General features: G+C 63.9%; 10 protein-coding genes. 7 read left to right on the forward strand and 3 right to left on the reverse strand.

What is annotated here, in order from left to right; genetic code table 11:
- Nucleotides 1-86 precede the first annotated feature (86 nt).
- The 6 genes from Q0L62_RS04825 (at nt 87) to Q0L62_RS04850 (ending at nt 10,171) form a co-directional block, all read left to right on the forward strand.
- Complete coding sequence (locus Q0L62_RS04825; protein WP_296677189.1) at nt 87-2,462, forward strand: EAL domain-containing protein; 2,376 nt, start codon at nt 87-89, stop codon at nt 2,460-2,462.
- Between the two features lie 109 nt (nt 2,463-2,571).
- A complete protein-coding gene (zwf, locus tag Q0L62_RS04830; protein WP_296677190.1) occupies nt 2,572-4,011 on the forward strand; it encodes a glucose-6-phosphate dehydrogenase in 1,440 nt (479 codons plus the stop codon).
- Nucleotides 4,004-5,818 carry a phosphogluconate dehydratase gene (edd, locus tag Q0L62_RS04835; protein WP_296677192.1) on the forward strand — a complete coding sequence of 605 codons (1,815 nt, stop codon included), beginning with the start codon at nt 4,004-4,006 and terminating at the stop codon, nt 5,816-5,818. Before zwf ends, edd begins: the two co-directional genes overlap by 8 nt.
- Nucleotides 5,815-6,792 (forward strand): glucokinase, encoded by a 978-nt coding sequence (locus Q0L62_RS04840; RefSeq protein WP_296677195.1) that lies wholly within the window; start codon nt 5,815-5,817, stop codon nt 6,790-6,792. Before edd ends, Q0L62_RS04840 begins: the two co-directional genes overlap by 4 nt.
- 17 nt (nt 6,793-6,809) lie before the next feature.
- On the forward strand, nt 6,810-7,403 hold the full coding sequence (gene eda / locus Q0L62_RS04845) for a bifunctional 4-hydroxy-2-oxoglutarate aldolase/2-dehydro-3-deoxy-phosphogluconate aldolase (protein WP_296677259.1): 594 nt from the start codon (nt 6,810-6,812) through the stop codon (nt 7,401-7,403).
- Entirely contained in the window at nt 7,400-10,171 is a 2,772-nt protein-coding gene (locus Q0L62_RS04850) for a phosphoenolpyruvate carboxylase (protein ID WP_296677198.1), read from the forward strand. The genes eda and Q0L62_RS04850 overlap by 4 nt, the downstream gene beginning before the upstream one ends.
- 30 nt (nt 10,172-10,201) lie before the next feature.
- Here the strand turns inward: Q0L62_RS04850 and Q0L62_RS04855 are convergent, their stop codons facing one another.
- Nucleotides 10,202-10,780, reverse strand: a complete 579-nt coding sequence (locus Q0L62_RS04855) for a hypothetical protein (RefSeq protein ID WP_296677200.1) — start codon at nt 10,778-10,780, stop codon at nt 10,202-10,204.
- Between the two features lie 36 nt (nt 10,781-10,816).
- Nucleotides 10,817-11,206, reverse strand: coding sequence for a nuclear transport factor 2 family protein (locus Q0L62_RS04860; protein WP_296677202.1), 390 nt, complete (start codon nt 11,204-11,206; stop codon nt 10,817-10,819).
- Between the two features lie 103 nt (nt 11,207-11,309).
- Between Q0L62_RS04860 and Q0L62_RS04865 the strand changes: the two genes are divergently transcribed.
- On the forward strand, nt 11,310-11,825 hold the full coding sequence (locus Q0L62_RS04865; protein ID WP_296677206.1) for a MarR family winged helix-turn-helix transcriptional regulator: 516 nt from the start codon (nt 11,310-11,312) through the stop codon (nt 11,823-11,825).
- Between the two features lie 40 nt (nt 11,826-11,865).
- Here Q0L62_RS04865 and Q0L62_RS04870 read toward each other — a convergent pair whose 3' ends face one another.
- Nucleotides 11,866-12,990: a phosphatidylserine/phosphatidylglycerophosphate/cardiolipin synthase family protein gene (locus Q0L62_RS04870; protein ID WP_296677209.1), complete on the reverse strand. Its 1,125-nt coding sequence runs from the start codon at nt 12,988-12,990 to the stop codon at nt 11,866-11,868.
- Nucleotides 12,991-13,145 lie beyond the last annotated feature (155 nt).

Raw genomic sequence — 13,145 nt, forward strand, 5'->3', positions numbered from 1 at the left:
GTGTTCCAATTATTCGCTGGCTTAGCGAAGCATTTACTTATCCACGATATTTCGCCTCAGTAACAAAACAGGGGCGCGCGTTAATAATGGTTAGCAGACAGGCCGTGCTGCGCACCGCCGTAGCGCCCGAGTTGCGGGATTGGGTCGATAACCGACTCATCAGCGCACACATTCGAATCGTCAAGCCGATGGTTGCCGGCACACTTTTGAACGCGGCGGTGATCGTTGCCGCCCTGATCGGTCAGATCGGCGCACTGCATATCGCCATGTTCGCCGTTTCAAGCATCGCTGCCGCTTATCACCGCATGTGGCTCGCCGAAGGGATCGCCCGGGGACGCCGGCAGAAACGTCTGCACAAGATTGCTGCCGCCTTTGCCAGCAATACGGTCTGGATGGGGCTAAACATGGGCGTGCTGCTGGCGATCTGGCTGCCGGCAGTATCGACTGACACCCAGATCCTGCTGGCGATTTCGGCCACTACACAGATTGCTTCGGCGGCCTACACGGTTCGCACTCTGCCGCGTTCGGCCGCGGTCTATGTAGCCAGCCAGGCGCTTGGCCTGACCATGGGTCTGGCGCGCATGCCCACCCCCACGACGCTGGGTGCGATCGCGATCCTGCTGGCCGCGAGCGCCTTGCTGATCCGCATGGCCTTTACCGCGCGGGACCTGTTCATCACCCGCATCCTGTCCGATCGCGAGCTGGCCGCAAGCGCCCGCACCGTGAAACTGCTGCTTAATGAATATGAGGAAAGCGGATCGGACCTGTTGTTCGAAACCGACCGCGACGGCCGGCTTGTGGGCGTTTCGCAGCGGCTCGCCGCGGCTATCGGACGACCGGCTGAGGAACTGGAAGGCGCGCTGCTGAGCGAAATATTGAAACGCGATGCCGCAATCGATGAATTGCAGGGTGCGATTGCCGGCCGCAAGCGGATTACCGACCTTGTCGCCACCCTTGACGGGACCGACGGGCAATCACGCTGGTGGTCGATCACCGGGCGGCCGTGCTTCCCGGTTGACGGTGATCGGGCGGCTTTTCGGGGGGTCATCACCGACGTGACATCGCAGCGCATTGCCGAAGGGCGCGCCCAGCGCATGGCACAGTTCGATACGCTGACCGGCTTGCCCAACCGGGCCAGCTTTGATCTGGCTCTTGAGCACGTACTGGCACAACGATGCCAGGATGATCAGGTGGCCCTGTTGCTGGTCGATATCGATCACTTCAAGCATATCAACGATGTTCATGGCCACCCCGTTGGCGACGCATTGCTGCGTTTGCAGGCAGAAGCGATGGCAGGTTATGTCGAGGAAAGCGGGCTTGGCGGCATTGCGCCCGTGGTCGCCCGCCTGGGCGGCGACGAGTTCGCGATCATCGTGACCGGTGAGGACGCCTGCGACCATGCCGTGCGCCTTTCAGAGATTCTGATCGATGTGCTGTCCCAGCCGATCATGGTTGAAGGCCATGATCTGGCGGTAACGGTTTCGATCGGGGTTGCCCTGGCACCTTATCACTCCGATCAGAAGCTGCAGCTGCAGTCCTATGCCGGGATCGCCCTGCACAGCGCCAAGCAAGGCGGCCGGGCAACATGGGAAATGTTCGAACCGGGCATGGACGCCGTGCTGCACGAACGTCACTCGCTGGCCCTGGACCTGCGTTATGCCGTGCCGCGCGGTGAATTGCGCCTGTTCATTCAGCCGCTGGTCGACGTGGCGAGCGAAGCGATGACCGGTTACGAGGCGCTGCTGCGCTGGCAGCACCCGACCCGCGGGCTGGTAGCGCCCGACACGTTTATCCCGATTGCCGAGGAAACCGGCCTGATCGTGCCAATCGGCGAATGGGTCATCCGTTCCGCCTTTGCCGAAGCGGCATCATGGGAAGGCGACCAGACCATCGCGATCAACCTGTCGGCCGTGCAGATCGCCAACGCCAACCTGCTGCCGGTGATCGTCAATGCCCTGGGCGAAACCGGCCTTGACCCTGCCCGCGTCGAGTTCGAAATTACCGAAAGCGTGCTGCTGCACAATTCGGAAGCCAATATCGAAGTGCTCAACCGCCTGCACAGCCTGGGTGTAAAGATTGCGCTGGACGATTTTGGCACCGGCTATGCATCACTTACCTATTTGCTGACTTTCCCGTTCGACAAGATCAAGATCGATCGCCGCTTCATCTCGGAATTGTCAACGCGCGAGGAATCGCGGGCGATTGTCGGCGCAGTCATCGCGCTGGCCAACCAGCTGGGGATGTGCACCCTGGCCGAAGGGGTCGAGGAACCCGAACAGCTGGACGCGCTTCGCCAGCACGGCTGCCGCATGGTCCAGGGCTGGCTTTTCGGCAAGGCGCTGCCTTCAGAGGAATACCACCCGCGCCGTGAAATCGCGCTGGCCGCCCCTGCGCCGGTGCGCTTGCCCCGCACGCGCAAGGTCCGCATTGCGCAGACGTCTGCCCGCCGCGCGCGGGCCTGAACCCGCTCCTGAATTGGTTTGCGCCGCACTGGCGCGCAGGTCCCGGCGCTGCTAATCAGCAGTTGCGTGAAGCGGCGGAAGGCCGGGTCATGCTCCGGGAGAATCGACGATGACTTTCACAGCGGACCGCTTGCTGCTGTTCGGCGCGACCGGCGATCTTGCCCAGCGAATGCTGCTCCCTTCGCTGTGCGCGCTGCACGACGACAAGCTGATTGCGCCTGAACTGAAGATCATCGGAACGGCCCGGTCCGACTACGACGACGACAGCTACCGCAGCTTTGCGCGCGAGGCGCTGAACAAGCACCTGCCCGATTTTCGCAAGGCTGCGATCGACAGTTTCCTGCCGCGGCTGTCCTACCAGACGCTCGACGCCAACGAGGCGGATCATTTTGCCGACCTGTCCGACGAGATCGGCACGATCGACAAGGGCATGGCGATTTTCCTGTCGACCGCGCCCAGCCTGTTCGAGCCGACCATTGCCGGGTTGACCCAAGCCGGGCTGACCGGCGACAAGGTCCGTATCGGGCTGGAAAAGCCGCTCGGTGACAGTCTGGCGTCCAGCCGCGAGATCAACGACGCGGTTGCCCGCGCCTTTCCCGAAGACCGGATTTTCCGCATCGACCACTACCTGGGCAAGGAAACCGTCCAGAACCTTTTGGCGCTGCGCTTTGCCAACATCCTGTTTGAACCGCTGTGGAACGCGGCCCATATCGACCACGTCCAGATCACCATCGCCGAGACCGTAGGGCTGGAAAGCCGCGTCAGTTATTATGACGGCGCCGGAGCGCTGCGCGACATGGTGCAGAACCACATGCTGCAATTGCTGGCGCTGGTGGCGATGGAACCGCCCGCAAACTATGATGCCACTGCAATCCGCGATGAGAAGGTGAAGGTGCTGCGCGCGCTGCGTCCGATCCATCTCAACGAATCGGTAACCGGCCAGTACCGCAAGGGCGCGATCGACGGCCAACCGGTGCCCGGCTATGACGATGAACTGGGCAAGGACAGCGACACCGAAACCTTTGTCGCGCTGAAGGCCCATGTCGACAACTGGCGCTGGAAAGGCGTGCCGTTTTACCTGCGCACGGGCAAGCGTCTGCCAGAACGCAAGACAGAAATCGTCGTCAATTTCCGCTGCATCCCGCATTCGATCTTTGCCTCGCGCGGCGCCAAGACGCAGCCCAATGCGCTGGTCATCGGAATCCAGCCCGAAGAAAACGTGCAGCTGCAATTGATGTCCAAAGTGCCAGGCCTTGATCGCGAAGGCATCCGCCTGCGCGCGGTTCCGCTCAACATCACGATGCCCGATGCCTTTGCCGGTCCAAAAAAGCGGATCGCCTATGAGCGCCTGCTGCTTGATCTGATCGAGGGCGACCAAACCCTGTTCGTGCGCCGCGACGAGGTTGAGGCCCAGTGGAACTGGATCGACGAAGTGCGCGCGACCTGGGCCGAACACAGCCACAAGCCCAAACCCTATTCGGCCGGCAACTGGGGCCCATCGGCTGCCATCGCCCTGGCCGAACGCGATGGAGTGACCTGGCATGACTAAGCTTCATCCGGTGGTCGAACGCGTTACCGACCGGATCATCGACCGGTCGAAAGACGGCCGCCGCCGTTACCTTGACCTGATGGACCGCGAGGCGGAACGCTTTCCCGGACGCGGCGCACTGTCGTGCTCCAACCTGGCCCACGGTTTTGCCGCATCGGAAGGCGACAAGCCGGCAATTGCCAGTGGACGCGGCGCTAACCTGGCGATTGTCACCGCCTACAATGACATGCTGTCGGCGCATCAGCCCTATGCCCGCTATCCCGATGCGATGAAGCTTTACGCGCGCGAAGTCGGCGCCACCGCGCAGGTTGCCGGCGGCGTGCCGGCAATGTGCGATGGGGTTACCCAAGGGCAGGACGGCATGGAACTGTCGCTGTTCAGCCGCGACACGATTGCCTTGTCTGCGGCCATCGCGATGAGCCACGCGATGTTTGACGGCATGGCCTTGCTGGGCATTTGCGACAAGATCGTTCCCGGCCTGGTGATCGGGGCGCTGCGTTTTGGCCACTTGCCGGCGATCTTTGTTCCGTCCGGTCCGATGCCGTCGGGATTGGCCAACCGCGAAAAGCAGAAAGTCCGCCAGCTCTATGCCGAAGGCAAGGCCACCCGCGCAGACCTGCTGGCCAGCGAAAGCGCCAGCTACCATTCGGCCGGGACCTGCACGTTTTATGGCACCGCCAATTCCAACCAGATGATGATGGAAATGATGGGGCTGCATGTGCCGGGCGCTTCGTTCATTCCGCCTGGCACCCCGCTGCGGTCGGCTTTGACGCGAGAGGCGGTGCAGCGTCTGACCCGGATCGGGCGGGGCAGCGACGATTACCGCCCGATGGGCCGGGTGGTTGATGAAAAGGCTATCGTCAACGCGGTAGTCGGCCTGCTCGCCACCGGCGGATCGACCAACCACGCGATTCATCTGCCCGCTATGGCCCGGGCGGCGGGCATCCGGCTGGACTGGCAGGACATCGATGAACTGAGCGCCGCCGTACCCCTGATTGCGCGGGTCTATCCCAACGGCGCGGGCGATGTGAACCATTTCCACGCCGCCGGCGGCATGGGCTTTGTCGTGCGCGAATTGCTGGATGCAGGGCTGGCCCACGCAGATGTGCTGACCGTGGCAGAAGGCGGCATGGCTGCCTATGCCCAGGAACCGCACCTTGATGGCGATGCCCTGGTCTGGCGGCCTGCACCGATGCAAAGCGGCGATGATGCAATGCTTCGTCCGGTGGAAGGCGCGTTCCTGCCCGATGGCGGGATGCGGCTGGTCAAAGGCAATCTGGGCCGTGCAACGTTCAAGACCAGCGCGGTCGACGCAGCCCGCTGGACCATTGAGGCACCGTGCCGGGTGTTCGAAACGCAGGAAGCCGTGCAGGCCGCATTCAAGGCCGGAGAGCTTGAGCGCGATGTCATCGTTGTCGTCCGGTTCCAGGGACCGCGGGCCAACGGCATGCCCGAACTGCACAAGCTGACACCGCCGCTGGGGGTGCTGCAGGACCGCGGCTTCAAGGTCGCGCTGGTCACCGACGGACGCATGTCTGGCGCGTCGGGCAAAGTGCCGGCCGCGATCCATGTCACGCCAGAGGCACTGGGCGGCGGCGCGCTCGCGCGGCTGCGGGATGGCGACGTGATCAGACTGTGCGGTCATGACGGCACGCTCGAGGTCAAGGCCGATCTGGCGGGCCGCGTCGCGGCGCAGGCTCCGCGCGAAGACATGGGCATGGGCCGTGAACTGTTTGCCATGCTGCGCCGACACGCCGACGGCGCGGAACAGGGCGGATCGGCCATGCTGGCGGAGGCAGGACTATGACCACGGCGCTTGTCACGGTCGACATTGGCGGCACCCATGCGCGATTTGCGCTGGCCAGCATCGCGGAAAACGGCGCAATCACGCTGGGCGAACCGGTTACGCTTCACACCAGCGAACATGCCAGCTTCCAGACCGCGTGGGAACATTTCGCCCAGATCCAGGGCGGCAAGCTACCCCTGGCAGTGGCGATTGCCATTGCCGGGCCGGTCGGCGGCGAAGTGATCCGCTTTACCAACAACCCATGGGTGATCCGCCCGGCACTGATCCCCGAAAAGCTGGGCGCTGACCGCTATACCGTGATCAACGATTTCGGCGCGGTCGGCCATGCGGTGGCGCGGGCCGATGCCGACCATTTCCTGCATCTGGCCGGACCTGACGAGGCCCTGCCAACGGCCGGCACGATCAGCATTGTGGGGCCCGGCACCGGGCTTGGCGTCGCGCATATCTGGCGCGACGGCGCGGGCGGCTATCGCGTCCAGGCGACCGAGGGCGGGCATATCGACTATGCCCCTGTCGACACCATCGAAGACGCGATCCTGGCCCGGCTGCGGCTGCGCTATCGCCGCGTGTCGGCCGAACGCGTCGTCTCCGGGCCCGGCCTGGTCGATATCTACGAGGCACTGGCCCAGATGGAAGGCCGCGCAATCCAGCAGATTGACGACCGCACGCTGTGGCAGCTTGGCACCAGCGGCGAAGACAGCCTGGCGGCCGCCGCGGTTGACCGGTTCTGCCTGTCGCTTGGCTCGTTCGCCGGCGACGTGGCCCTGGCGCAAGGGGCGGGCGCAGTCGTCATCGCGGGCGGTCTGGGCCTGCGCATCAAGGATACGCTGCTCAGCTCCGGCTTTGCCAACCGGTTCATCGCCAAGGGGCGCTTTGAAGGCCTGATGGCCGCGCTTCCCGTGCGCCTGATCACCCATCCGCAGCCGGGCCTGTTCGGTGCCGCCGCTGCCTTTGCCAAGGAACACCTGTCGTGAGCCCAATCGAAGCCATCATGCGCAAGGCGCCAGTCATTCCGGTGCTGGTGATCGACAATGTTGCCCACGCCCGCCCGATTGCCGAAGCCTTGGTTGCCGGCGGCCTGCCGGTGCTGGAAGTGACCCTGCGCACCGCCGACGCGCTCGACGTGATCCGCGAAATGAAGCAGGTCCACGGTGCGATTGTTGGCGCAGGAACGGTGCTCAACCCCCACGCTCTTGAAGATGCCCTCAACGCCGGGAGCGAGTTCATTGTCTCGCCCGGGCTGACCGACGGCCTGGCCAAGGCCGCGATTGCTGCCGGGGTACCCTTTCTGCCCGGCACGGCGACATCGTCTGACATCATGCGCGGGCTCGACCTGGGGCTGGACCGGTTCAAGTTCTTTCCGGCCGAAGCCAACGGCGGCATTCCGGCGCTGAAAGCGATCGCCGCCCCGTTCGGCGCGGTACGGTTCTGCCCGACGGGCGGGATCACGGCGGCATCCGCGTCTGATTGGCTGGCGCTTGATGCGGTGCTGTGCTGCGGGGGATCATGGATCGTGCCAAAGGGTCCGCCCGATGTCGCTGCGATCACGGCCGCGGCCCGTGCAGCGGCGGCTCTGGCGCAGTGACGCTTAGCGCCCGGCTCGACGCGCGGCTTCAGGCGCTTCATCCGCAGACAGCGGAAACGCCGCTGTTCAACCCGGTTTTCCAGTTGGGGCTCGAACTTTCTCGCGAGATCGAGAATGGCGAGCTGACCCTCGACACGATCGCCGCCTTGGTGAACGAGCTGGAATGCGAAGGCTTGGTGGCCCGGGCAGCGCGGCTCAACCGCCTGGTAGCCCCGGTCGCGCCCGCCGACAACCAGGCCCGCCTCGCCCAGCTCGGCCGCGCCGACACGTTCGCCGATTACGCGGCGCACTGGGGCCGCCCGCTGATCCACGTGGTGTTCACCGCGCACCCCACTTTCCTCCTTACCCAGCGCCAGTCCGAAGCGGTAGTCGGCGCCGCATCATCGGGAAATATCGGGGCGCAGACCGCCTGCGTCGCGCCGCACGAGCGCGATGCGATCACGCTGGATACCGAGCACGCGGCCGCGATGGCCGCGCTGGCCCGCGCGCAGGACGCCCGCGACACGATCAACGCCGCGCTGCTCAGCCAGGCCAGAGCCGCCTGGCCCGAAGACTGGCGCGGCCTCAATCCGGTGCCGATGCGCTTTGCCAGCTGGGTCGGCTATGACATGGACGGGCGCACCGATATTTCGTGGTTCACATCGCTGCGCTATCGCCTGTCGGAAAAGGCTGAGCGGCTGGCCCGCTATGCCGCGCAATTGCGCGGCTTTGCCCCTGTCGTCTCCGCTGCCCTGGCCCGCGCCGCCGACCGGGCTGACGAAATGGCCGCGCTGTTTGCGCAGGACCTGTCCGCGCCCGAGGCGCTGTCATCGGCGGCAGACACGCTGACCGCCGATCACTCCGACAAGCTGACCAGCCTGACTGCAACAATTGCCGAGCTTGAAGGGCTGGCGGGCGAATCCGACGATGCCACTGCGCAGGTCCTTCTTGTCGTTGCTGCCGCGATGCGCGCAGACGGGCTTGGCATGGGCTGGATTCACTTCCGTGTGAACTCCAGCCAATTGCAGAACGCGATCCGCCGCCGCATCGACCCCGACGGCAAGCTTGACCTAGCCAGCCAGGCCGCGCTGGTCCGGATGCGCGAGCTGCTGGCCGAGGCGAAGCCGCTGCGCACCAATTTCGCCGCCCTGGCGATAGAGAACAGCACCGCCGTGCGCCAGTTTCTGGCGATGGCGCAGATCCTCCACCACGTCGATGCGGACACCCCGATCCGGATGCTGGTGGCCGAATGCGAACAGCCGACCACGGTGCTGGCCGCGCTGTATTTCGCGCGGCTGTTTGGGATCGACGACAAGGTCGACGTATCGCCGCTGTTCGAAACCGAAAGCGCGCTGGAACACGGCGGCCGCTTCCTTGACGCCCTGCTGGCCGAGGATGCCTATCGCACCTATGCCCGCACCCGTGGCCGGGTGGCGATCCAGACCGGCTTTTCCGATGCCGGACGCTTTGTGGGGCAGATTCCCGCCGCCCTTGCCATCGAACGCCTGCAAGGCCGCCTGTCCGAAGCCATGGCCGCCAACGGTTTGACCGATGTTGCCGCGCTGGTGTTCAACACCCACGGCGAATCGATGGGCCGCGGCGCGCACCCGTCGTCCTTTGCCGACCGGATCGAATGGCCGCTGTCCCCCTGGGCGCGGCGCCGCTTTGCCCGGGCTGGGATCAAGATGGAACCCGAAGTCAGCTTTCAGGGCGGCGACGGATATCTGTTCTTCGGCACGCCCGAATTGGCGCTGGCCACGCTGACCCGCTTTGCCGAGGCGGCCCCGGCCGAAACCGATGCTGCTGCACCAACCGATCCGTTTTACCGCCGCACCGACCTTTCCCTTGATTTCTACCGCGCGATCCGCCGGGTCCAGCAGGAATACTTGCACAGCCGGACTTATCCCCGCGCGGTGACCGCCTTTGGTCTGGGCCTGCTCAATGATACCGGCAGCCGCAAGAGCCGCCGCCAGTCTGATCTTGCCGCCGACCGCGAGATGAGCCTGCGCCAGATCCGCGCCATTCCGCACAACGCGGTGCTGCAACAGCTGGGCTATCCGGTAAACGTCATTGCCGGGTTCGGCACTGCAGCGGACGGCAATTACGAAGCTGTAGCCGGTCTGCTGCGCGAAAGCCCGCGTGGGCGCCAGCTGGTCCGCCTGGTCCGCGCCGCCAACGCGCTGGCCAGCATCAAGACGGTGGCCGCCTATGGCGAACTGTTCAATTCCGCCTACTGGTCCAGCCGCCCCTATCGCGGGGACGAAGATCACATTGCCGATGCCTGCCTGGCCCTGGCCGAATACCTCACTACCGATGACCGTGTCGGGGTATTCCGCCGCCTTGCCTCGCGCCTGCGGGTCGATGCGCTCAAGCTGCACCGCCTGCTCGATCTGATCCCGGACGAAGCGCCCTTGCCTGATCGCGAACACACCCGGCGGATGCTTGGCGTGCTCCAGGCGCTGCGGCTTGCATTGCTGCAGCACATGTTCCTCAAGGCCGTGTCAGCGCCGGCCTTCAGCCGCGCCAATGACATCAGCCGCGACGACGTGCTGGAAATGGTCTTTACCCTGCGCGTGGACGAGGCCCTTGCCCAGCTGCGCCGTGCCTTCCCGGTCCACTTTCCCAGCATCAGCGATTTCACCGTGACCGAACCAAGCGACTATCCCGACGAAGCCGCGGTGGGGTACGAGGCGATCCACCGCGACTTCATTGAACCGATCGAACGCGCGCAGGCATTGTCGCTGCGGATTACGACCGCGATTGCGAACGTGTTCGGGGCGCATGGGTGAGATGAACGTCAACGGTTGCACAGGAATGGATCAGGTTCCGGGATGGACCATACGGTTCACAACCCACTTGTGCTTTCCGATCAGTCGCACCCGCTCAAACTGAAGGCGCTCAAAGATCGATAACGAGCCGTTGAACAGGAAGGACGGGGATGCCTTGCGCCCTTCGGTGTCTTCGGGATAGCCTTCGACGCGTCCGCCGCCCATCTGCTCAATTTGCTCGATCGCACCGCTCAGCGCCGCAAAAGCCACGCCCTTGCCGCGATAGCCCTTGCTCGAGAAAAAGCAGGTGATGCGCCAATCTGGCAGTTTCGGCTTGGCTGCCAGATAAGCGCGCGAATTGTGAATGCAGGGAAGCTCTTCGGGCGAACCGAACTGGCACCAACCGGTGCACTTGGTCCCATCGTACACCAGCGCGGCATGGGCGCGGCCCTCTAGTACGAGGCGTTCCTTGGCCTCACGCTTTTTCGCCGGCGTTTCGCCAGTGTCCTTGCGGTGATACCACATGCACCAACACCCGCCCCAAATGCCATTGTTCGCTTCAACTAATGCGGCAAAGTCCGCCCACGTCGTCTGATCAAGCGGCTTGGTCTCATACGCGGTCATCGACATCAGACTGACAGCTTTTCAACAGTGGTCAACGCTGCCTTAATTGGACGGCTGAAGCACGGCGGAATCGAAAATTACTTGCTCCTCGATCGCCATTCCATCCTTGATTCGAAAGCGATCCACGCCCAGCCAATTGCGGCGCGTTCCATCGATCAACGCCGAACTCTCCCATGCAATGTAAAGCCGGTCGCCGTTCCCCGCGCAGTCGATTGGCGTGACAGTCAGGTCAACCATTGCGGTAAGCATGCCGGCCATGACGTCGATGTATTCGGCCCCCGAAAATGTGCCCGCACCGGAGAAATGGATGGTGGCCTCCGGTGCGATAAGTTCGCGCACGCGCGGACCTGTGGGAGCAGCCCAGAAAGACTTGAAACGGTCGAAGAAGTCCTCGTGTTCAGGCGTAAGCCCCGTTGCATGCATTTCGGACATTTCGGTCTCCGGTGCCAAGGTGAATCCGCGCCGGACATTTATGTGCCTTGCGCACGTAACAGGTCAAGTTGAAAATGGTGCGTAATGCACATATGTTCGGGTCATGCTTGATCGAACTGCTAACCTGCTAGGTGCTGTCGGACTGGCCGTTTCTGATCGCATCAAACAAACTGCACGCAACGTCCTCAATCACGCGGGCGAAACGCCGGCGGCGATGGTCATCATTGGGTACGGACTTGGACCTTCCAACGACCAGCTGCGAAGCATTCTGGGTTTATCGCACCCTGGATCAGTAAGGCTTGTTGATCGACTGGTCGCAGACGGGTTGGTCGAGCGACGCCAGGGCCGCGACAAGCGCGCTGTCGCGCTATACCTGACAAACCACGGCACGGCCCTTCGACGCAAGCTCCTGAAAGACCGCGTCGCTGCAATTCGCCCACTGTTAGACCCGTTGGATGAGGGCGAACAGGCAGCCTTGGCGGCGCTCTTGGGGAAGATGTTAAGCTCAACCGGCTCTTCGGACGCCGAACGCTGCAGGCTGTGCCGGCTGTGCGACGACAGTGTTTGCACTGACTGCCCGATTCCTGCCAACTTCAGGTGTGACAACAGTGCTGATTGAATGTCCGCAGCGGTCCCGTAACCTGGCTTGACATAGTCCTTTATTCGCTCACCGGCCAATCAATAACTCTAACCGGCCCATGCCGCAGCCTTGCCAGCGCCGCGTCCGCAAACTCCAGCGCCAGCCTTCCGCGCAGTTTGCGCCAGGCTGGAATCTTCAGTTCCGCCGCCGCCATTGCGTTTTCCCGCGCCGGGCCGAGCAGCTCGCGCTCGAACGCCGCGATAAGCGCCGGATCGCGCAGCACGGCGACGTAATCGCTGCTGGTGCGGTAGCTGGCGAAGTTGAAATTGCTCGATCCCAGCAGCAGCGTTTCGCCGTCGATCAGCAGCGCCTTGGCGTGGGTCATGTCCGGGGTCAGGCGCAGTTCAACCCCGGCGGTTCCGGCCACACCGATCAGGTAATCGCGCACCACCGGCTTGTTGCTTGCCGCCGAGGTATAGATTGTTGCCCGCGCCCCGGCCCGCGCGGCCTGCGCAAAGGCTGCAACGAAGGGCATGGTCGGATAAGCGCTGATCATGTCGACCGAACGCTTTGCCCCGCGCACCAGATCGAGCAGCGGTTCGAACAGGGCCGCGTTGCGGGCGCCGTCGCCATCGAAACTGATCAGCTCTATCGGACCGAACGCCGCCTTGGCCGCCATGGGCCGGCCCGCCCAGTCAGCAGCGAAATCAGCGGCAAGCCAGTCAGCCATGGCCGGGCTTTGGATACGCAGCATCAGATCGTGCCAGGCGAAGTTGTGATCGGAAAAGTTGATCCCGCCGATGTAGGCGGCATCATCCAGCACCAGCAGCTTCTTGTGGTTGCGCAAGGGATAGCGCAGCGGATGGCCCAGCACCGGGTTGGTGATCCGCACGCCCACGCCCTGCGCCGCCATGTCGCCGAACATCGCCAGGGTATCGGCCGCCTCCTGCTTCACCGCCGCGGGGCGGAAGGGCAGCGGCAGCATGGTATCGTTGATGACGTTGCGGGTGTAATCGTCAACCAGCACGCGGCGATCGGCGGCGCTGGCCGCCAGCACGGCATCAGCGACGCTCCGCCCGGCTGCATCCGCTTCAAACGTCATCGCCTGGACCAGGACGCGTCTGCTTGCGGCGGCCATATCGGCTTTTGCCCGATCCCAGAACGCTGCAGCGCCCACCAGCAGTTCCAGTTTCGGCTCGCTCATCGTTTGCGCCACTGGCAGGTGGCAAGGCCCAAGGCAAGGCGGCTGCGCCTTTAACCTTTGTCCCGCGCGAAGTCCCGCTGCGAAACGCCGTCCATTCCGCGCTGGCCTTTCAGGCGGAGGTACGGTTAGGGATACTGCACGCATGTGTTCGCAAG

The organism is Novosphingobium sp., from assembly GCF_024642085.1.
Classification (GTDB): Bacteria; Pseudomonadota; Alphaproteobacteria; order Sphingomonadales; family Sphingomonadaceae; genus Novosphingobium.